Below are 20,201 nucleotides of genomic sequence, written 5' to 3' on the forward strand. Positions count from 1 at the left end.
GCCTTGACGGTATGGACAACGACATTCGGCATGACCCGGTTGGAGGGCTGGGTCGGTTCCTCCGCTCCCGCAGGGAACGTCTCAGCCCTGACGCGGCGGGACTGTCCGGCGCCGGCCGGCGAAGGGTGCCCGGTCTGCGGCGTGACGAGGTCGCGACGCTCGCCGGTGTCAGCCCGAGCTACTACAGCCGGCTGGAGCAGGGCCGTGAACTCAGCCCCTCACGCCGAGTGCTGGAGGCCCTTGCCCGCGCGCTGCGCCTCGGAGACGAGGACAAGGGCGAACTCTTCCGGCTGGCACAGCCGGCAACCCGCCGTACGAAGTCCCCGGTCCGGGTCGAGCGGGTCCGCCCGCACCTGCGACAGCTGATCGAGAGCTGGACCGGTACACCGGCCTTCATCATCGGCCACGCCCAGGACCTGCTGGCGACGAACGCCCTGGCCGACGCCCTCTACGGCGACTTCGCCCAGCACGACAACGTCCTGCGCATGCTCTTCCTCGACCCCACGGCGAAGACCTTCTACCGGAACGCGGAACGGGCCAGGCACCGTGCGGTCGCCGACCTTCAACGGACCGCCGCGAGCACCCCCGAGGATCCCCGCATCCTGGAGCTGGTCGGTGAACTGTCGGTGCGCAGCGGCGAGTTCCGCGCGCTGTGGGCACGCGAGTACACCCGGGTCCCGCCCTACGACGTCAAGCATGTGCGCCATTCCGTCGTGGGAGACCTGGAGCTGCGGCACGAGGCGCTCACCATCCGCAGCGTCCCGGGACAGCAGCTCGTAGTCCTCCAGGCCGAGCCCGGGTCCCCCTCCGCCGACGGACTGGCCCTGCTGGGTTCCGTCACCGCACCAGAAGCACCTCGCTTTCCCTAGCCTTTCCTAGGTGTGGGACTCCCAGGAAAAGCGCGGCCTTCATCGCTCCTGGGCCGACGGGCAGACTCGAATTCGTCAACAGGAAATCCCCGAAACGGGGATCCCAGGAAAGACGAAAGAGGTTTTCCCATGGCTACGTGGTTCGTCACCGGCGCCTCCCGTGGAATCGGTGCGGAAATCGCCCGTGCCGCCCTGGCGGGAGGCAACGATGTCGTGGTCGCCGCACGGAATCCGGAGCGCGTACCGGACGATCTGAAGAAATCCGACAAGGTCTTCGCGGTCGCCCTGGACGTCACGGACAACGACAGCATCCCGCGGGCGGTCGAGGCCGCCGTGGAGCGGTTCGGCGGCATCGACGTCCTCGTCAACAACGCCGGCCGCGGTCTGCTCGGCGCGCTGGAGGAGATCACCGACGCGGAGGCCCGGTCGCTGTTCGACCTCAACGTCTTCGGGCTGATCAACGTCACCCGGGCCGTACTGCCCGTGATGCGCAAGCGGGGCTCGGGGCGGCTGGTGCACATCGGTTCCCGCTCCGGCTTCGAGGGCGAGCCCGGTGTCAGCCTGTACTGCGCGTCGAAGTTCGCCGTCGCAGGCATCAGCGAGGCGCTCTCCGCCGAGATGGCCCCGTTCGGGATCCAGTCGATGGTCGTCGAACCGGGCGTGTTCCGTACGGACTTCCTCGACGCCAGTTCCCTCTCGGTCGCCGCGAACCGTATCGCCGAGTACGACGACACCCCGGCGCACGTGACGCTGGACTGGATCGACCGGGCCAACCACGCCCAGCTCGGCGACCCCGTCAAGGGCGCCGCGCTCATCGTCGAGGCCGCCTCCGCCGAGAAGCCGCCCACGCATCTCTACCTCGGGCGGGACACCCTGGAGCGGCTGGACGTCAAGTACCAGCAGGTGCGGGACGATCTCGCCCCGTGGCGCGAGAAGTCCGCCGCCACCGGGCACAGCGACGCGGCCTGACGCATCGCCGCCCACCATCAACCACTGCTCGTATCAAAGAGATCGAGGATTTGCGATGTCCGCTGCCCTGCTCACCGGCACGCCCCTGGCCGGCCGTGTCGCCGTCGTCTCCGGTGCCTCCAGCGGTATGGGCGCCGTCACCGCCCGGCGCCTCGCCGAACTCGGCGCCACCGTGGCCGTGTTGGCCCGGCGCAAGGAGCGTCTCGACAGTCTGGTCAAGGAGATCGAGGCCGGTGGCGGCTCCGCGCTCGCCCTGGCAGTCGACGTGACCGACCGTGCCGCCGTCCGGAGCGCCGCCGACCAGGTCGCCGCCCGCTTCGGCAAGGCCGACCTGGTGTTCAACAACGCCGGGGTCCAACTCATCTCCGGCATCGAGGAGTTGAAGGTCGACGACTGGCAGCGCCAGATCGACCTCAACATCGGCGGGCTGATGAACGTGATCGCCGCGTTCCTCCCCCACCTCACCGACGCCGCCGCCCAGGGCCGGCCCGCCGACCTGATCAACACCTCGTCGATCGCGGCGACCCGCATCCTGGCGAAGTTCTCCGTCTACTCCGGCACCAAGGCGTACATCAGCCATCTCACCCGGCTGCTCCGCGTCGAACTCGGTCCGAAGATGGTCCGCGTGGCCACCATCGAGCCCGGCATGGTCGAGACCGAACTCCCCGACCACGTCACCGACCCGGATGCCTCGAAGCTGATGGCGGACCTCATCCACGACATGGACTGTCTGCAGTCCGCCGACATCGCGGAGACCGTCGCCTTCATGGCCGCCGTCCCGCGCCATGTCAACCTCACCGAGATCACCGTCATGCCCACCGCGCAGGCCATCTGAGGTCCGTCCCGTCATGGCGGGGGACACGGACGAGCCGCGCCGGCTCACGGCGTCGGCTGGATGTCCCCGCGGGTGTCGGGTGGAGGACGCGGTGGTGTCGCGGTCGGCGAAGTCGCCCGGGGTGGGAATGCCGGGGTGGTGTCCGAGCCCGGTCGGCGGTGCCGCGGCCGAGGGGCCGAGGGTGAGCCGGGAGACGATGCGGTAGCGGTCGCCGCGGTAGATCGAGTGGACGTACTCGCTCGGGCACATCGAGCAGCTCGGTCTCGGCCCGGGTGACGACGGTCGGCTCGATCGCCTGTACGGCCTCGGAGACCTGTACGGCCGTGCTGTTCGCGCAGATGCTCGTACAGGTCGCCGGCCTCCAACTCCGGGCGCCGTGGTCAACGGCCCCAACGCCGCTGAGAAGTTGGCGGAGTTGAACGGCTTCCCGGCCATGAGGAAGTGCACGGCCGCCCCGCCGTCGGGAGCCTGGACCGACTTCGACGGCAAGGGCGCACGGTACGTCGACGACGTGGGGGCCTGGCAGACCTGGAGCCCGCACTGGACTTCACGACGACGGCCCTGGCGGCCTTCGCCCTGGCGGCGGAACCCGCACAGGGCGAAGGCCGGTAGCCGAGCGCTGGCTTCTCAGGAGGTCAGATAGCAGCCCTTCCGTACACCCGGCAGCGGATCGGTGGTGAACGCCGCCGTCGTGCAGGCGGTGCCGCCGGTGAACGTCCTGTACACGAAGGTGCCCCGCGCGCCGTAGGCGACGGTCCGCTGCCCGGTGAAGGCGCAAGTCCCGGTCTCGTCCGAGCAGTTGGTGCCGTAGCCGGCCGGGCCGCCACTCGCGGTGTAGCAGGCCTTCGCCTCGCCGGGGATCGGATCGCCGAAGGTGGCGTCGGTGCACGGGGTGTCGCCGGTGGCCGTCCTCGTGGCGAAGGCGCCGAAGGCGCCGTACATCACCGGCTGTCCCGGCGCGGCCGGGCAAGTGCCGTTCTGGTCCGCGCACTTGGTCCAGCCACCTGCCGGGGCTCCGGCGGGCGGCAGATAGCAGGACTTGGCGACGCCGTCGATGGGATCGCCGAAGTGTGCGTTGGTGCAGGCGACGGAGCCGTTGGTGACCTGGTGGGCGAAGTTGCCGTTGGCGCCGTAGGCGACGTCACGGTTGTAGCCGGGTACGGCGCAGGTGCCTCCCTCGGCCGCGCAGACGGTGTATCCGGGCGGGCCGCCCGCGTCGGCGACGTAGCAGGACTTGAGGAGATCGGCCGCCGGGTCGCCGCCGAAGGAGGCGTTGGTGCAGGCGGTACTGGCGTTCGCCGTCTTGTACGTGTACGTGCCCGCCCCGTAGGCGACCGCGCGGGTGCCGCTGAAGGAGCATGTGCCGCCCTCGCCCGCGCACCGGGTGAAGCCCGCGCGCAGCGCACCGGTGCCCGGCTCGGCGGGCGGAGGAGGATTGCCCAGCCCGGTGGCGGTCACGGTGTAGCTGCCCGGGGCGACACCGGTGAGGTAGACGTAGGTGTCGTCCTGGCTCGCGCCGCCGATGCCGGAGGCCGGTGTGAACGTCCCGTCGCTCCAGACGACGTTGCCGTTCACGGAAACGGAGATGTTGGAGCCGCCGAACTTCGGGACGCCGATACGGCCGTTGGTGCCGGCCGGGCTGGTGAGGTGCGCGGAGTAGGTGCCGGCGGTGGGGACTCGGGACCAGGACGCGTCGATCGCGCCCTGCGGCATGGTGATGCGGCCCTCGGCGCTGGTCAGGTCGCCGGGGTGCGGGACGAAGCGGTACGCGCCGGTCGCCGACTCGGGCGTGGTGCCGAGCACGTCGAAGGTGAGCGTGGAGGTGGGCGCGGAGGACCAGCCGTGGGCCAGGCTCATGAACGAACCGCCGTAGGCGAGGCCGCCGTCGGCCCTGATGCCCTCCCAGAAGGTGCTCCTGGTGCCGATGTCGCTGTTGAGCATGTGGCCCCAGGTGCGGCGGATCTGCGTCAGGGCGGTGTGGTCGTCGTTGGCGGCGAAGTGGGCGTTCAGCTCCATCCCGCCGGCGAACGGCGAGACGTTGCCGCCCCATTCGGGTGTGGTGGGACCGTAGATGCCCCACCGGGTGGTGAGTTGGCCGACGATGCTGCGCGACTTCGCGGCGGAGTCGGTGAGCCCGTACCAGACCGCGAGCGAGTTGCCGTCCTGCGGGTACAGGCCGCTGGTCGGGTTGTCCTTGTACATGCCCTTGGAGGCGTCCCACAGACGGGAGTTGGCGGCGGCCTTGACGGCGTCCGCCTTGGCGGCCCAGTTCGCGGCGAGCGCGCTGTCGCCCTTGACCTGGGCCAGGGTGACGCCGTTCCTGAGCGCGGCGTACAGCAGCGCGTTGGCGGAGATGTTCTCGCCGCCCTGGCCGACCCGGGCCCAGTCCTGGGTGCGGGTCACGTTGAGCAGATTGTTGCCGTCGATCTTGTTGATGATGAAGGCCATCCCACGCGTGTAGTTGGCCCATTCGGAGTCCAACCACGCCCGGTCACCGGTGTAGTTGTAGTACGTGGCCGTGCCGAGCAGCGTCCAGGTGTGGTAGGTGTCCGAGCCGGTGAGGTTGAACGGCGGGCCGGACCAGGGGATTTCGCCCTCCGCCGACTGCACGTCGTACATCGTGGTGAGCGCGTTGCGGGTCGAGGTGAGGTCGCCCGAGTAGGCGTACTGCGTCGGTACGGCGATGCCCAGGTCGCCCGGCCACACCGTACGGTCGCGCTTGGCCCCGTCGACCAGGACGGACTCCCCCGCGCCGACGGTCGCCCCGTTGTCCCACTCCGTGGCCGGCGGGGGCCAGGCTCGGCCCTGGTCGGAGGCGATGGTGTTGAGCTGCACGGTGTAGGCCCCGGCGAACCAGATGCGGTTGAGCAGGTCGTCGCTGGAGTGGAAGTAGTTGGCGTAGTCGGCCGGATTTACTTTGCCCGGGTCCGCGGTGAACGCGAGGCTGACGCCGGTGAGGTCCACCCAGCCCGAGGTGTCGAGGAAGACGGTGAGGTAGCGGAAGCCGCCGCGCTGTCTCGAAGTGGGCATCGTGTAGGTGCCGTTGGCGGCGGCCGTGGCGTAGAGGGCCCCGTCCTCGCCGTCGCGGCCACTGCTGCGGTCGCTGTTGTTGCCCACGTACAGGGAGGACTCGCTGAAGGCCAGGCCCACGCGTTGGCCGCTGCCGCTGGTGGCACCGAAGGACAACGTTGCCACTCCTCCGACCTCTTTGCCGAAGTCGAGCGTGACGGCCGACTGCGAGCCCGAGATCCGCGTTGCCTGTCCGGCGAGGACGTTCTGCGGGTCGGCGACGCTGCCGGACGTCCGGAAGACGGCGGTCGGCTTGACGGTGCGGGAGGTCGGCGAGTAGTTCAGGGCGTCGAGGCCCGCCGCGCTGACGCCCGTCGGGGTCACCGGGACCGTGGCCGTCGCGGAGGCGGCCGGCGCGGGACCCGCGGCCAGCACGGCGGCCGCGACCATGGCGAGGCTGAGCAAGTGGTACCGGCCTGGCGATCTGCTCAGCGGGGAACGACGGCGCACGGGAACCTCCTGGAACGGGTGCGGGAACACGGGGACGCTGTTTTATGAAACGATTCAAATCCATGACGCGCGAGGCTCGGAGACGGGTCGGACGGTGGGTCGCACGAGGAGCCTCGCCGAAGTGCCACCGATGATGGGTGCCTGAAAACGGGGTGTCAACCCGTCACGGCAACCCCGAACAGCCCTTGAAATGACGCCCGTTGGAGCCATTGACAGGGTCCCGCCATAACGATTCACTGCCCCGGAGGCAGGTATGGACCAGTGTGTGAGCCCCGTCCGGCCCATCGGCATCCCCCACCGTGGAATCGAGGCGAAGCCCGATGTCTGCACGCGATTCCGACATCGTTGTCAGAACCCGAACGCGAGCCCGAACGCGAGCCCGAACCCGAACCCGAACGCGAGCCCGAACGCGAGCCCGATCGCGGCTCCTCGGACTTCTGCTGACGGCCGCTCTCGCGGGTGCGGCGCTGGTCGTCCCGGCCGCGGCGCCCGCGTCCGCCGCCACCCCGGTGTGCGTACTGGCCTGTGACACGCTGGACCCCTCGCAGGCCCGGCAGGAGAGCTTTCCGGTGCCGGCCAGGAACCTCAACGGCCGTCGCCTCCAACTGCATGTCTCGGACGCGGACGACATGGCCTGGGCGAGCATCGACGACGGCGTGACCGGCGACTCCGTGTGGCTGGACCGCTCCTGGGACGGCGGCACGACCTGGGAGGGGCTGCTGGGCAGGGCGAGCGTCCCGGGCACCTGGACCGGTACCAGGACGCTGATGTACAACATCACCGATCCCCGCGACCACCGACGCGGACTGGTCCGGGCCTGCGGCGACGCCGCCGGTGTCGGCTGCACGAACTGGGTCTACCCGACGGTCTGCGACACCCTCTGCGACGGCACCGGCGCCGGCCAGGCGGCGGGCGACGACCAGCCGGTGCCGTCGACGACCCTCTACGGCCGTACGATCCGGCTGCACGTCGACCAGCGGAACTCCATGGCCTGGGCGAGCGTCGACACCGGTGGCGCCGGCGACGAGATCTGGCTCGACCGCTCCTGGGACGGCGGCGCGACCTGGCCGGACGGCTCCTCGCTCGGCCGTACGAGCACCCCGTCCGGGGCCACCGGCACCCGTACCGCGATGTACGCCACCCGCGACCCGCGCGGCCTCCTGTACGGCGGCGCGGTCCGTGCCTGTGGCCGGGAGGCGAGCCACAACGAGGGCAGCTGCACGGCGTGGGTCAGGCCCGCGCCGACCAGGGCGCGCGGAGCGGCGGACGCCCTGATGACCTCGTACGACCCCTACAACGGCTGGTGGCCCGGCAGTTGGTGGAACTCCGCCGCGACTCTCACCGCCCTCGTCGACTTCGCGAGGACCACCGGCAGGCACGACTACGACTGGGTGATCGCGCGCACCTTCGAGCAGAACAGGGGCGTATTCGCGGCCGGGGTGCGCAGCACGGACGCGATCGAGGGCCACTTCATCAGCCGTTCCATCGACGACTCGGGCTGGTGGGCCATCGCGTGGCTCGACGCGTACGACCACACCGGCGACGCCCGGTACCTCGACGAGGCGGTGACCATCGCCAACTACGTTCAGCGGTACTGGGATCCCGGCTCCTGCGGTGGTGGTGTGTGGTGGGACCGGGAGCGGACGTACAAGAACGCGGTGACGAACGGGCAGTATCTCTGGCTGACCGCGGCACTGCACCGGCGCGTCCCGGGCGACACCGTATGGCTCCAGCGGGCGAGGACGGCCGCCGCCTGGTACCGAGCCGGCGGGATGATCAACTCCTCGGGTCTGGTGAACGACGGGCTGACCTCGGCCTGCGCCAACAACGGCGGCACCGTGTGGAGTTACAACCAGGGACTGGCCATCGGCGGCTTCACCGAACTGTGGAGGGCGACCGGTGACGCTTCGCTGCTGACCACGGCGCGCACCCTGGCCGACGCCGCGATCGGCAGCCCGGCGCTGACCCGGGACGGGGTGCTCACCGAGTCCTGCGACCTCGGCTCGGCGTCCTGCGACGACAACCAGAAGCAGTTCAAGGGCATCTTCATGCGGCACTTCGCCGACCTCGCGCAGGTCACCGGGGCAAGCGCCTACCGGGCCTACGTCCAGAAGCAGGCGGACACACTGTGGGCACGGGACCGTACCTCCCTCAACGCCCTCGGCCAGCGCTGGGCCGGCACCGGCCCCAACCAGACCGACTGGCGCACCCAGGCGAGCGCGCTCGGGGCGCTCACCGCGGCAGAGGGCTGACGACCGGTCGGTGGGCAGGGTGCGCCGTGCTCCTGGGCGTACGGCCGGCCTGGTCCCTGGTCCCTGGTTCCGTTCCCTGTACGCGACCAGGGACCAAGACAGGCCGTGGGCCGGCCGCAAGATGCTGTTGACCCCGCGTCGGCCGGCGCATCCGTACCGCCGGGCCTACTCCGAAGGTCGCCCTGCCGCTCAGGACATGAACGGCGGCCCTCGCGTCGGCGTCCGGACCGGTGGGCACGACTTCCGGTGCCCGGAGCTCATCGCCGACGGCCGCTACGGGCGGGTGCTCACGGGCCCACCAGGGCCGGTGGTGGATCGACGGCGACCGTGTCCGCCGGCCGGACGACCTCGGGCTCTGGGCCCGCGGGGAGTTCCAGGGCGAGGGCGGGTCGCGGAGTTCAGCCCCGGCCGTCGGTCTTCCCGCACGTCGGGTAGAACGTGCTCAGGCCCGTGTCGGGCATGTTGCTCGGGGTGTCGTCGTCGGTCTGGTCCGCGTAGATCCTGTATCCGCTCGTGTCGGCGGTCGCGTCGGCGAGTCCCGTGTCGGCATCGCCGAGGCGGGCCTCCGTCTGGTAGACGCCGTCGCCGGCGTAGCTGAACACCGCCAGGTCGGGGTGGGGGTCGTGGTCGTAGTCGGCCACGGCGATGCCGCGTGTCTCGCCGAGGTCGAGGTGCCGGGTGCGCTGTCCCTGTCCGGAGGCCGAGAAGGGGCCCGAGATCAGCTCGTCCACGGTCGGCTCGATCGCGTCGTCCCCCTGTATCCGGCCGGTGGCCACGACGACCAGGTCGTTCCACCCGTCGCCGTCGAAGTCGGCCACGGCGGCGAGCACGTCCTTCTCGTCGCTGCCGGAGCCGCCGACCAGCTTGCGCACGCCGACCGGGGTGCCGTAGCCCGTCTCCTCGCCGAACGCGACGGTCAGTCGGGCACCGGTGCGGGAGGGGTCGGACACGCGGTCCGTGAGGCCGTCGCCGTCGATGTCCGCCAGCAGATCCCCCGACGGCGTCACGCACGAGGGGACCGAGGGGCTGCCCGTGGGATGGGGAGGTGCCCCCTCGACGGCCTCTCCGCAGGCGCCGAGCAGGGCCGCGGTGGCCGCCAGGCCGGCCGCCCGCCTGAGCAGTTGTGCGCGCCCGCCCGGACGGCTCGTTGTTCGCATGACTGTGACAAGCACCTTTCGGACAACGGGAGATGACCGCTGAGGCTCCGAGCGCGGGCGGCGACGGCGTCGCCGGGAAAGGCCGAGCCTACTGATTCGCACCAGGTGCCGGTCGAGGGCCCCGCGCCGCCCGCGCCGCATCGGACCTTCCGTCGTCCGCCTGGGAGTGCGCGGGGGCCGTACGGTCCTCGGTGTCCTGGGCCGTTGCCGAAACGCTCGCGCGGTGGTGGCGCAGCGCGGGCAGGGCCAGCAGGGCGCCCAGGACGAGCGCGGCGGCGACGGCGCGGAGGATGCCGCCGAAGCCCAGGCCGGTCAGGGCGCCGGTGAGCTGCGGGCCCAGGCTGGCGCCGATGAACATGCTGCAGCCGTAGAGGGCGACGGCCGCGCCGCGTGCGTGCGGGGCACCGGCGTTGACGGTCTCGACGACGGCGGGCGCCGCCGCCGCGACGGCGGCCACGAACAGCAGCAGCACGACGACCAGCGGCACGATGTGGCCCCCGAGGAAGGAGCCGGCCGCGACGGTCAGGGCGGCCAGCGCGAAGGCCAGGACCGCGCGCAGGGGTGCGGCCAGGCGCTGGAGGACGGGGGCGAGTACGGGGACGGCGACCAGGGCGGGCAGCGCGCCGGCCCGCAGGGCGAGGATCGCGGAGGAGTCCCCCGCGACACCGGGCGGTCCGGCGATGGCCACGGCCGTGTAGACGGCGACGAAGGCGGCCATCAGGGCCATGGTCGACAGGTAGAGGGCGACCGTGCGCGGGCGGCGCAGCAGTCGTGGCATCGCCGCGAACGCCTGGCTCAGTCCGCCGCCGGTGCCCTGGCGGAGCGTGGGCCGCAGGACACGGCGTACCGGGATCAGGCTCAGGGCCATGAGGGCGGCGCCGATCCAGAAGACCGCGCGCCAGCCGAGCCCGGCGGCGACGGCCTGGGCACCGATCTGGAGGAGCACGGCGGCGGCGAACATACCGCTGGTGATGCAGGTCAGGGCGGTGCCGCGGCGCTGTGGGGCGAGGTGGTGGACGGCGTAGGAGAGCGCGGACGGCGCGAAGGTCGCGGCGGTGAGTCCCTGCACGGCGCGCAGGGCGATGGCGGTGGGGAGGTCGGGGGCGGCACCGACCGCGAGGGTGGCCGCTGTGGCGGCCACGAGGCCGGCAGTGATCACGGAACGCGATCCGTAGCGGTCGGCGAGCGGGCCGGCGAGGAGGAATCCGCCGGCGTAGGCGAAGCCGAACGCCGTCGCCGTCCAGGTGACCTGCCCGGGCGTGGTGCCGAGGCCGGCGGCCATGGGGTGCAGCAGGGCGAGAACGGTGTACATCTGACCGACCATCAGTACGCCGAGGGCGGTCAGCAGGGCGATGGTCGGCGCGGCGGGGGCCCAGGAGGGCGGCGGGCCGGGGGTGTTGGGCGTGGCCGCTGTGGGCGGTAGGGATGTGACGGGGTGGGACATGGGAACTCCAGGAAGGGGGGCGTCGGGTCGCCGCCGCCCCACGTGTTCGCGTGCGGGACGGTCGGCTGGTGGGCGCCGCCGGGGATGCGACGGGTGCCCCGGCCTTGGGCGGACGGCCAGGGGGGTGGGGCGGGAACCGGCCGGTGGGCGGGGGCTGTTCAGGGTTTGCCGCGGTGCTCAGCACGTAGTGGAGCGATCGGCCGGTGGGCCACCGGGATGCGACGGGTGCCCCCGGCCGTGCACGGACGGCCCGGGGGGCGGGACGGGAACTGGGCAGTGGGCGGGGGCCGTTCAGGGTTTGCCGCGGTGCTCAGCACGCAGCGGGGCGATCGACGGTGGGCGCCGCCGGGATGCGATGGGTGCCCCCGGCCGTGGAGGGACGGCCGGGGGACGAGGGTGGGAAGCGGTCGGTGGGCGAGGGCTGTTCAGGCGGGCGGGGGCTGCTCAGGCAGCGGGCGTGTTCAGTACGTACTCGCGTGAGGCGTGTACCTCGTCGCGCAGGGCGGCGAGGTCTATGTCCAGGACCTGGCCGTTCCACTTGCGGGGCTCGCCGGCGACGAGGACGGCGCTGATGTTGCGGGCGTCGGAGCCCAGCACAACCGTGCCGATCGGGTCGTTGAGGGGCATGTTGTTGAGGTCCTCGGCCCGGATGACCAGCAGGTCGGCCTTCTTGCCCGGGGTGAGCGAGCCGGTGACGGCCGCCAGGCCGTTCGTTCGGGCGCCCTGGAGCGTGGCGAAGTCCAGGACGTCGTACGTGGTGATGCGGGAGGGCTGCCGGTCGGTGCCGTAGGCGGAGTTGACCGCGCGCATCCGCTGGATGGCGTGCAGGGCCCGCATCTGGGTGAACATGTCGCTGGCCAGGGCGACTTCGACGTCGATGCTCAGTCCGGGGCGGATGCCGACGGCGAGGGCCTCGTCGACGGCGGGGATCGCGGTCTCCAGGCCGATCTGCGCGTCGGAGGTCGGGGCGAGGGCGACGGTGGTGCCGGTCTCCCCCATGGCCCTCCACGCCTCGGGGGTCAGCCCGGTGGAGTGGATGAGGGTGACGTCGGGGCCGAGGACGCCGTCCTTCGCCCAGCGCAGCACCGCCTCGGAGCCGGACGTGCCGAAGACGGCGTCGACACTCACTCCGATGCCCAACTCCTTTGCGGTGCGGGCGAGTTCGGGGCCGTACGCAAGTGCCGGTCCGGCGATCTCGTCGGTGGCCAGGGTCGCCAGGCGCAGGGTGAGGAGTTGGTCGTCGCTGCTGAAGTACTTGTCCTTCACGCGGGTCAGGTCGCCGGGCCATTGGCGGTCCCACTCGCCGAAGTGCGGACCCATGGAGGCGTGCACACCTCGGATGCCGGTGTCGCGGAGGGCCTCGATCGCGGCGTCGGAGTGCTCGGCGGTGCGGGAGTTGTGGGAGAAGTCGAGCATCGTCGTGATGCCGCTGTCGATCGCGGTCAGGGCGGCGAGTCTGGTGCCGGTGTACATGTCCTGGGGCCGGTAGACCGTCGCGTAACCGGCGAGGGTGGCCATGACGTAGCCGCCGAGATCGTCGACGTCCGGCATGATCCGGCGCAACTGGGCCTCCCAGGCGTGCCGGTGGGTGTCGACGAACCCGGGGGTGAGGACCGTACCGGTGGCGTCGACGACCACGGCGTCGCCGGCGTCGAGGTCGCGGCCGACGGCGGTGATGGTGTCGCCCTCGACGAGGACGTCACCGTCGTCGATGACGCCGAGGTCGGGGTCCATGGTGACGACGGTCGCGCCGGTGAACAGGATGCGCCGCCGGTCGGCGGGGCGGCGCCGGAGCTCTTCGAGGACGGCGGCGCTGGTGGTGTCGTTGGTGTTGGCGTTGGTGTTGGCGTTGGTGTTGGCGTTCATGAGAGGTCTTCTTTCGGCTTTCGATACGGCGGAGTTGGAGGAGAGACAGGGAAGGTCAGCCGAGTTTCATGACGTAGCCCGCGTGGTGCAGTTCGTCGTCCTGGAACGCTCCGTAGGCCCAGAAGCCGAGGTCGTCCAGGTAGTCGATGCGGTCGCCGTCGATCCAGTAGCGGCCCTGGTAGGCGTGCGGGCGTCCGCCCCGGGTCTCGTCGTAGCGGCCGTCGGCGGTGAGTTCCTGGTGCAGGAAGTCGTTCCGGTCGATCCAGACGCCGACGCGCGGGCTGCCGGTCAGATCGGCGGCGGCCGGGATGCCCGTCTCGGGGGCGGTGACGCGGCCGGGGACGTCGGTGCCGGCCCACAGGACCGGTCGGCCGGCCGCGACGAGGGCGCGTACCTGCTCCGGCCGGGTGAAGAGGGCGGCCACGGCGCCGGGCACGTCGGCGGCGAGTTCGTCGGGCAGGACCAGGAAGTCGGGGGTGTTGCCCGGGGTCAGGGTCGCGACGTACTCGGAGCGGTGGCCACGGCCGCCGGTCAGCGCCACGGTGTCCACGACGGCGGGGGCGATGGTCATCCCGGCGCAGTCGACGACGATGGCGTTGTCGTCCGCCGCCGCGGTGATGATGCCGGGGCCGACGCCCACGACCAGGGAGCCGACGAACAGCAGGTCGGCGCCGGTCATGGTCCCGATCAGCGGGTCCGCCGTCAGGATGCGGGCGTTGGTGAACAGGACGGGACGCCCCTCACCGTTCGAGAGGATCTCGGTGAGGGCCTCGGGGTTCCAGCGCACGGCGCCGGAGTCGGTACCGGAGTCGGAGATGGCGTGGGTGACGGTCATTGCGTGCTCCTCGGTGGAGTCGCCTCGTCGGTGTCACCGCTGCGCGAAGTGAGCGCCGGTACGGGTCCGAGGCGAGTGTTTCGGCAGCTGCTGCGGCTGCTCGACCACCAGATTCGTCGCGCCGGGGAATCGGAACCAGGCCGCGGTTTCCCCAGGTGTCGCGCACCCAGGATCCGGCCCGCCGCGTACGGCGGAGGGTGCCCGGGGCGGTCGCTCGCGATGCTGGGTGCGCGGCACCCAGGAGGCCCCCACCTGGGGAGACGGCGGCCTGGTTGCCCCCGGCCGACGGGGCGATCGTAGAGCCATGACCAGCAACGACACGCCCCGCGCCCCGCACCCGTACGTCGGGATGTGGGTGACCGCCGACGGGTTCATCCGCCAGGAACTGCTGCCGAACGGCCGCTACGACGAGGCCCGCGGCAACCGCCGCAGCGCCTACACCGGCAGCTACACCGTCACCGGCGACCACATCGACTACGTCGACGACACCGGCTTCACCGCCACGGGCGACGTCCGTGACGGTGTGCTCTTCCACGAGCACCTGGTGCTCTACCGCGAGGGCACGGAGCCCGCCCGGCGGTGAGCGGCGGTGCCCCAGGCGGGGCCAGGGGGTCGGGGCCGGTGCCCCGGCCCGGGGCCACGGTCAGGGCCGGGGCGAGGGAGGGCGCGCCTCAGGCGGGCCCCCTGCCCGGAGCGGGCCCCCGCCCGGAGCGGCCCCCCGCCCGGAGCGGCCCCCCGCCCGGAGCGGCCCCCCGCCCGGAGCGGCCCCCCGCCCGGAGCGGCCCCCCGCCCGGAGCGCGGGGGCGAACCCCATCGATTCCGATGGGTTGCCCCCGCGCTCCGGGGTCAGGATCCCGCCGCGACCGGACCCGTCTCCGCCCCCGCCGGCGTGAAGGCCACGTCCAGGCGGGTGAGGCCGCGGAAGTTGAGGCTGCGTTGCCACTTCGGGGGCTCTGTGCCGTCGAGGTGGAGGTCCGGGAGGCGGTTGAGGAGGGTGTCCAGGACGATCTCGCCCTCCATGCGGGCCAGTGCCGCGCCGAGGCAGAAGTGCGGGCCGTGTCCGAAGGACATGTGCCGGCCGCCTGAACCGGAGCGTTCGAAGTCCAGCGTGTGGGGGTCGGGGAAGACGGCCGGGTCCCGGTTGGCGGCGCCGCACACCAGCAGCACCGTCTGTCCCTCCTCAATGGCGCGGCCCGCGAGGTCCAGGTCGTGCCGGGCCCGGCGCAGCATCAGCTGTACCGGGGCGTCGTAGCGCAGGAGTTCCTCGACCGCGGCGGGCATCAGCTCGGGTTTGGCGCGCAGTTGGTCGGCGGCGTCCGGGTCGCGGAGCAGGGCGAGGGTGGCGTTGCCGATGAAGTGGGTGGTGGTCTCGTGGCCGGCGATCAGCAACAGGGCGCAGTTGGCGAGGAGTTCGTCGAGGTCCTGGTCGTTGTTGCCGGCCTGTGCGTTCACCATCGCGCGCAGGGTGTGGGGAGTCGGCGTGGCGTCCTGGCGGGTGAGGAGTTCCCGCAGGTACGCGAGCATGTCCGCCATGCTCTGCGAGGCCTCGCGGTTGCGGTCCTCGTCGAGCCGGGAGTTGCCGATGGCCTCGGCGACCGGCTCGGACCAGGCGGCGACGGCGGCGCGGTCCTCCTCCGGTACGTCGAGCAGGTCGCAGATGATGGTCAAAGGGAGGGGCTTGGCGAGGTCCGCGACGATGTCCATGCGGCCGGTCGGCGCCGCCCCGGCGATGATCCGGTCGACGGCCTCGACGATCCGCGCGCGGAGTGCCGCCACCGCGCGCGCGGTGAACGCCTTGCCGATCAGGGCTCGCAGCCGGGCGTGGTCGGGGGCGTCGTTGTAGAGCATCTGTCGGCTCAGGACCCTGGCCAGCGGCCGTAGTTCCTCGGGGACGGCCTCGATGTCGGGGTAGCGCACCGAGGACAGACCGGGCGCGTTCGCGGCGCTGCTGACCACGGCGTGCCCGGTCGCGATCCAGGCGCCCGTACGGCGGTCCCAGAACAGGTCGTCGGCGCTCCGGAGTTCTTCGTAGAAGTCGTAGAGACGCTCTTGGACCTTGGGACGAAACGCCGACAGAAGTGAGGAAGGGGTGCTCATCGGGCCATCTTTTCAGTCCTGTTGGCCCGGAGATCACCGGGTGCCGAGCCGTGGACGTCCATCCGCGGGCATCTATCCGTGGGCATCTATCCGATGTGGACCACTCGCGCCCAGTCGGGCGGCAGGTCCGGTACGTAGTCGTCGTCGCCCTCGCTCTCGCCCCACCGCCGGCCCGTGGGCTGCCTGCGGAACAGGCCCACCACCGTCCGGCACGGGGGCCGCGTCTCCGGCCAGGGGGTCTGCCCGTCGGTCAGGACCACGACGGCGTCGGGGCACGGATTCGCCCCGAGCGCCTTGGCGAAGCCGCTGCGCAGGTCCGTACCCCCGCCGCCCAGCAGGGCAATCCCCTCGGCGCTGCACAGCGTGTGGGCGATCGGGGCCGACGCGTCGCACGGCACCACGGTGACCATGTCCCGTCGGCCGCCCACCGCGCGGGAGATCGCAGCGACCTCCAGGAGCGCGCTGCCCAGCTCGGCGTCGCTGACCGACCCGGAGGTGTCGATGACCACGGAGACCCGGGGCGGTCTGCGTCGCAGACTCGGCAGGACGACGCCGGGGAGTCCGGCCGAGCGGCGCGAGGGCCGGCCGTACGTGTAGTCCTCGCCGACGCCACCGCCGGAGGCCGCCGAGCGGACCGCCGCGCCCAGCAACTCCCGCCAGGGCTGCGGCGGATGGAACGCCTCCTCAGCCCAGCGCCGCCATCCCTTCGGGGCGTGCCCGGGGCGGCCGTTGATGCCCTGCGCCACCCGGAAGCGGACCGCGTCCCGTTCCTGCTCGCTCAGGCCGTGCGCGCCGTCGGGGCCGAGATCCCATTCCCGGCCGAGTCCGTCGGCGCCGCTGCCGCAGTCCAGCCAGTACAGGCCCATCATGTTCGGTGCGAGCTTGAACCGGGTCAGGTACTCCTCCATGAGCAGGCCTTGCGGAAGCCCCGCCGATCCTGGCTGGACGGCGCCTTCGGGGTGAACGAGCCCGTCGCCGAACACGTCGTCGTTGATCTCGAAGTCCGCGGCGATGTTCATCCGCAGCCGCTCCCCGGGGCCGGTCAGCCCGTGTTCGCGGGCGTAGCGGTCGCTGCGGCCGTGGTGGTCGCGCAGCAGGTGCGACACCTCGTGCACCCACACCCCGGCCAGTTCCTCGACCGGCATCCGGTCCACGAACGCCGGCGAGACGTAGCACCGCCAGTGCCGGTCGACGGCCATCGTCGGGACCTGCCGCGACTCGACGGGGTGCAGGGCGAACAGGGCCGTGGCCAGGTACGGGCGGGCCCGCACGGCGTGCAGTCGGGCGGCGAAGAGCTTGCCGAGGTCCAGGGTGGCTCGTGCTGCTGCGTCGGTGGTCATCGGCCGCCCTTCGTGCCGGCCCCGACGCGTCCCGCGACACGGTCCGCCGCCCGGTCCGCCCGCCGGGACAGGGTCACGACACCGGCGAGCCGCTCGATCTCCGCCGGGACGTCCCAGTCCTCCTGCCGCAGCGAGGCCAGTGTGGTCGCCGGGACGACCACCAGGTCCGGGGCCCCGGTCTCCAGCGCCCGGACGAGCAGCGCCCACGCCGCGTCCCAGCGGGACCTGTCCGGGCGCCCCCGGACGGCCGCCACCACACCGTCCAGCACGGCCTGCCGCAGATCCCCGCGCTCGGGCAGGTCGGCACTGGCCGGGTCGGCGAGCAGCGACTCGGGATCCGGGAGGTCCAGCCGGTCCAGGCTCGCCAGCAGTTCCAGCCCCGGACCGTCCCCGACCGCGCCCCTGACCAGCAGCGAGAGCACCTCCCGGGAGGAGCCGGCGGCGGTCGCGAAGGCGATCAGGCTCAGGGTCATGTCCCAGGTCCGGGGTGACGGCCAGGCCCCGCCCCGGCGCGTCTCGTTGCTGGGCAGCTGGTGCACGAGCTTGGGCCGGGCGGCGAGGAGCGCGCTCACCGCGCGGCGGGCGAAGTCCACGGCCTCCGGCAGCTTCTCGGGGTCGAGCCGGGGCAGCGTGGCCCGGGGCCAGGTCCCGCCGAGGCCGCGTACGACGACCTCGTGGTCGTGGGTCCACCGGAGATGGACGAAGCGGTTGGCGAGCGGCGGGCTCAGTTCCCAGCCGTCGGCTGCCGAGGACCGGGGGTTGGCGGCGGCCACGATCCTTACGCCGGGCGGCAGTTGGAGGGCGCCGATCCGCCGCTCCAGGACCAGCCGGAGCAGCGCGGCCTGAACGGCGGGCGGCGCGGTGGACAGTTCGTCGAGGAACAGCAGTCCCCGGCCGGCCCGTACGAGTCGTACCGCCCAGTCCGGCGGGGCCATCGGCACTCCGTGCGTCGCGGGATCGTCCCCGACGACGGGCAGCCCGGAGAAGTCGGACGGCTCGTGGACACTCGCGATCACCGTGGTGAGGGGCAGGTCCAGGGCGGCGGCCAGCTGTGTGAGGGCCGCGGTCTTGCCGATCCCCGGTTCACCCCACAGCAGCACGGGCAGGTCGGCGGCCACGGCCAGGGTCAGGGCCTCCAGCTGGATGTCGGGGCGGGGTTCGGTGGTGGTGTCGCGCAGCAGGGTCAACAGCTCGGCGGCGATGTCGAGTTGGGGGGTGGGGGGGTAGGGCCGAGGAAGGAACAGGGGCGGCGAAGGAGATGTCTGTGGGCATGTTTGATCACCTTTAGGTTCGTAGTAATCAGCGGAAGTACAGGGGGATTCAGCAGCAATGCAGGGTGTTTTGGAGCGGCGCTCAGTGCGTTCGGCGGCCGTGGGGGCGGCGGCCCCGGGATCCAGGTCCCGGCCCGGGTCCGGCTCCGGGTCCGGCTCCGATCAGGCCCGCCCTGAACAGTCCGTAGGTGATCCGCCGCTCGGCGGCCCGCTCCAGCTCGTCGCGCAGGGCACCGCCGCGCAGCACCGCCTCAGGACCCAGCAGTCCTTCTACGACGGCCAGCGCACCGGCGATGTCTCCGTGGTCCAGGCGCTCGCGGACGCCGGTGAGGCAGTCCGGGTGCCGGTGTGCCTCGTCGATGGCCCGCAGACAGGGCATCGGGGTGCCGGTCAGCTCGGCCAGGAGTTCTTCCCTGCGAATCTCGGCCGGGTCGTGGTCCAGCGGGGCGAGGACCCCGTCGACCAGGGCGATCCGATGGCGGACGCCCCGGCACTCGACGAGGCGCGGCTCGCCCGCCCGGTCCGGGATCCGGGGCGGGCCGGTCGGCGGACGGTCCGGTACGAGTGCCGAGGCGACCAGCGGGTGCAGCCGGTCCACCTCGATCGCGCCGGCCCGGAGCAGCTCCAGGTCGGGCAGTACCCAGGTCGACGCGTCCGGCAGGACCGGGAGCCCAGAGGCGTGGCTGCCCTTGGGCGCCTCCGTGATCCGCAGCGCGGGCGGGACGCCGCCGTCCGGGGCCGCGACCAGCTCCAGGAGCAGTCGGCGCCGGGCCCCGAACCGTACGGTGACGACGCCCGCGCCGGTGCCGGAGGACCGCCCGTCGGCGTCGAGCACCAGCTCCGCCTCGGCCGCCCACCGGTCCACGGCACAGCGGCGCCCCTGCGGGACCCGGCCCAGCAGATCCGGGGCCGGTGCGGGACGGTCGTCGCCGGGCGGCCGGTCGGCCCCGGACCGGATCCGCAGCTCATCGGTTCTGCGCGCGTCCCACAGGTGGCGATGCAGGTCGAGGCGGAACCGTCGGCTGGGGTGGGGGTGCGGATGGCGGCGGGCGCCCGCATCGGCGTGGGAGGCGTGGAAACCGTAGGAGCTGTGGGCGCCGAGGGAGCCGTCCCACAGCGTCAGGCTGATCCGCTGGCCCGCGTCCGCCCAGGCGGGCGGGGTCCGGACCACGAGGTGCACCGGGTGGGCGCCGGGGTGCCCGGTGGCGCCGTACCGGGCCAGGCTGATCGTCAGTCCGGGGCGCAGCAGTCCGTCGGGGGCGATCCTCGGCAGGTGCCAGCGCAGCAGGTCGGGTGCCAAGTGGCGGAGATCGGCGCGGAGTTGGGCGGCGAGTTCGCGGCCATGGGTGCGGGCCACGGACCGTGGGTGCAGATCGACGTCGACGCCCGCGGCGGCACACGCGCCCGCCCAGTCCCCGGCCAGACGGCGCGCGGTCGCAGTCTCGATCATGGACGGAGGCACGGCGAACTGTCGTACGCGCGGCCAATAAGAGAGGTGGGTGTCCCCGGACGCGTGGCGAGTGAGCATCAGCACTCACCTTGCGCGGACGGGACCCCCGTTCTGTCAACGGAGTCAGTAGTCATCGTGCGGGACCGTACCGACCCCCGGCCGCGGTCCGCCACCTCTTTTCCGCCCGGCCATTCCCCATCAAATGCCCCAAATAACCATAAATAGATTTCGCTACAAGTTCCGAAATTATTCGTGACGGCAGTGCCACTCGACCGAAATACCTCGCTCATACCTTTT

At 72.1% G+C, this 20,201-nt stretch carries 14 protein-coding genes and 2 pseudogenes; 6 read left to right on the top strand and 10 right to left on the bottom strand.

Annotated elements, in window-relative coordinates; genetic code table 11:
• Positions 1-11 precede the first annotated feature (11 nt).
• From ACFYXF_RS39795 to ACFYXF_RS39805, 3 genes are all read left to right on the top strand, one after another.
• Complete coding sequence (locus ACFYXF_RS39795; protein WP_389356912.1) at positions 12-869, top strand: helix-turn-helix transcriptional regulator; 858 nt, start codon at positions 12-14, stop codon at positions 867-869.
• Positions 870-998: 129 nt separating this feature from the next.
• Positions 999-1,838 (top strand): SDR family NAD(P)-dependent oxidoreductase, encoded by an 840-nt coding sequence (locus tag ACFYXF_RS39800; protein ID WP_389356914.1) that lies wholly within the window; start codon positions 999-1,001, stop codon positions 1,836-1,838.
• Positions 1,839-1,893: 55 nt separating this feature from the next.
• Entirely contained in the window at positions 1,894-2,673 is a 780-nt protein-coding gene (locus ACFYXF_RS39805) for an SDR family oxidoreductase (RefSeq protein WP_389356916.1), read from the top strand.
• A gap of 75 nt (positions 2,674-2,748) precedes the next feature.
• On the opposite strand, the pseudogene ACFYXF_RS39810 reads toward ACFYXF_RS39805, so the two are convergent.
• A pseudogene (locus tag ACFYXF_RS39810) lies at positions 2,749-3,041 on the bottom strand (UTRA domain-containing protein); the annotation flags it as partial.
• Positions 3,042-3,300: 259 nt separating this feature from the next.
• Positions 3,301-6,192 carry an alpha-L-rhamnosidase gene (locus ACFYXF_RS39815; protein ID WP_389356918.1) on the bottom strand — a complete coding sequence of 964 codons (2,892 nt, stop codon included), beginning with the start codon at positions 6,190-6,192 and terminating at the stop codon, positions 3,301-3,303.
• 320 nt (positions 6,193-6,512) lie between these two features.
• On the opposite strand from ACFYXF_RS39815, the gene ACFYXF_RS39820 reads away from it, so the two are divergent.
• Entirely contained in the window at positions 6,513-8,444 is a 1,932-nt protein-coding gene (locus ACFYXF_RS39820; protein ID WP_389356920.1) for a glycoside hydrolase family 76 protein, read from the top strand.
• A 230-nt stretch (positions 8,445-8,674) separates the two neighbouring features.
• A pseudogene (locus ACFYXF_RS39825) lies at positions 8,675-8,812 on the top strand (Atu4866 domain-containing protein); the annotation flags it as partial.
• Between the two features lie 30 nt (positions 8,813-8,842).
• Here the strand turns inward: ACFYXF_RS39825 and ACFYXF_RS39830 are convergent.
• The 4 genes from ACFYXF_RS39830 to ACFYXF_RS39845 form a co-directional block, all read right to left on the bottom strand.
• A complete protein-coding gene (locus tag ACFYXF_RS39830) occupies positions 8,843-9,601 on the bottom strand; it encodes an FG-GAP repeat domain-containing protein (RefSeq protein WP_389356923.1) in 759 nt (252 codons plus the stop codon).
• An 88-nt stretch (positions 9,602-9,689) separates the two neighbouring features.
• Positions 9,690-11,045, bottom strand: coding sequence for an MFS transporter (locus ACFYXF_RS39835; RefSeq protein ID WP_389356925.1), 1,356 nt, complete (start codon positions 11,043-11,045; stop codon positions 9,690-9,692).
• A gap of 444 nt (positions 11,046-11,489) precedes the next feature.
• Positions 11,490-12,911: an amidohydrolase family protein gene (locus tag ACFYXF_RS39840; RefSeq protein ID WP_389356927.1), complete on the bottom strand. Its 1,422-nt coding sequence runs from the start codon at positions 12,909-12,911 to the stop codon at positions 11,490-11,492.
• Positions 12,912-12,966: 55 nt separating this feature from the next.
• On the bottom strand, positions 12,967-13,746 hold the full coding sequence (locus ACFYXF_RS39845) for an Atu4866 domain-containing protein (RefSeq protein ID WP_389356929.1): 780 nt from the start codon (positions 13,744-13,746) through the stop codon (positions 12,967-12,969).
• A gap of 304 nt (positions 13,747-14,050) precedes the next feature.
• On the opposite strand from ACFYXF_RS39845, the gene ACFYXF_RS39850 reads away from it, so the two are divergent.
• Positions 14,051-14,329, top strand: a complete 279-nt coding sequence (locus ACFYXF_RS39850; protein ID WP_389356931.1) for an Atu4866 domain-containing protein — start codon at positions 14,051-14,053, stop codon at positions 14,327-14,329.
• A 263-nt stretch (positions 14,330-14,592) separates the two neighbouring features.
• Here the strand turns inward: ACFYXF_RS39850 and ACFYXF_RS39855 are convergent, their stop codons facing one another.
• The 4 genes from ACFYXF_RS39855 to ACFYXF_RS39870 form a co-directional block, all read right to left on the bottom strand.
• Positions 14,593-15,843, bottom strand: a complete 1,251-nt coding sequence (locus tag ACFYXF_RS39855) for a cytochrome P450 (RefSeq protein ID WP_389356933.1) — start codon at positions 15,841-15,843, stop codon at positions 14,593-14,595.
• Between the two features lie 86 nt (positions 15,844-15,929).
• Positions 15,930-17,183: a VWA-like domain-containing protein gene (locus tag ACFYXF_RS39860; RefSeq protein ID WP_389356935.1), complete on the bottom strand. Its 1,254-nt coding sequence runs from the start codon at positions 17,181-17,183 to the stop codon at positions 15,930-15,932.
• A complete protein-coding gene (locus ACFYXF_RS39865; RefSeq protein WP_389357030.1) occupies positions 17,180-18,427 on the bottom strand; it encodes an AAA family ATPase in 1,248 nt (415 codons plus the stop codon). Before ACFYXF_RS39865 ends, ACFYXF_RS39860 begins: the two co-directional genes overlap by 4 nt.
• A 109-nt stretch (positions 18,428-18,536) precedes the next feature.
• Positions 18,537-19,982, bottom strand: coding sequence for a hypothetical protein (locus ACFYXF_RS39870; protein ID WP_389356937.1), 1,446 nt, complete (start codon positions 19,980-19,982; stop codon positions 18,537-18,539).
• Positions 19,983-20,201 lie beyond the last annotated feature (219 nt).

The organism is Streptomyces sp. NPDC002680 (genome assembly GCF_042889145.1).
GTDB lineage: Bacteria > Actinomycetota > Actinomycetes > Streptomycetales > Streptomycetaceae > Streptomyces > Streptomyces adonidis.

What these genes read in the sequence shown, in the direction of transcription:
- ACFYXF_RS39795 (WP_389356912.1), top strand. Translation starts at nt 12, where the DNA reads ATGGACAACGACATTCGGCATGACCCGGTTGGAGGGCTGGGTCGGTTC.
- ACFYXF_RS39800 (WP_389356914.1), top strand. Translation starts at nt 999, where the DNA reads ATGGCTACGTGGTTCGTCACCGGCGCCTCCCGTGGAATCGGTGCGGAA.
- ACFYXF_RS39805 (WP_389356916.1), top strand. Translation starts at nt 1,894, where the DNA reads ATGTCCGCTGCCCTGCTCACCGGCACGCCCCTGGCCGGCCGTGTCGCC.
- ACFYXF_RS39820 (WP_389356920.1), top strand. Translation starts at nt 6,513, where the DNA reads ATGTCTGCACGCGATTCCGACATCGTTGTCAGAACCCGAACGCGAGCC.
- ACFYXF_RS39830 (WP_389356923.1), bottom strand. Translation starts at nt 9,601, where the DNA reads ATGCGAACAACGAGCCGTCCGGGCGGGCGCGCACAACTGCTCAGGCGG.
- ACFYXF_RS39835 (WP_389356925.1), bottom strand. Translation starts at nt 11,045, where the DNA reads ATGTCCCACCCCGTCACATCCCTACCGCCCACAGCGGCCACGCCCAAC.
- ACFYXF_RS39840 (WP_389356927.1), bottom strand. Translation starts at nt 12,911, where the DNA reads ATGAACGCCAACACCAACGCCAACACCAACGCCAACACCAACGACACC.
- ACFYXF_RS39845 (WP_389356929.1), bottom strand. Translation starts at nt 13,746, where the DNA reads ATGACCGTCACCCACGCCATCTCCGACTCCGGTACCGACTCCGGCGCC.
- ACFYXF_RS39850 (WP_389356931.1), top strand. Translation starts at nt 14,051, where the DNA reads ATGACCAGCAACGACACGCCCCGCGCCCCGCACCCGTACGTCGGGATG.
- ACFYXF_RS39855 (WP_389356933.1), bottom strand. Translation starts at nt 15,843, where the DNA reads ATGAGCACCCCTTCCTCACTTCTGTCGGCGTTTCGTCCCAAGGTCCAA.
- ACFYXF_RS39860 (WP_389356935.1), bottom strand. Translation starts at nt 17,183, where the DNA reads ATGACCACCGACGCAGCAGCACGAGCCACCCTGGACCTCGGCAAGCTC.
- ACFYXF_RS39870 (WP_389356937.1), bottom strand. Translation starts at nt 19,982, where the DNA reads ATGCTCACTCGCCACGCGTCCGGGGACACCCACCTCTCTTATTGGCCG.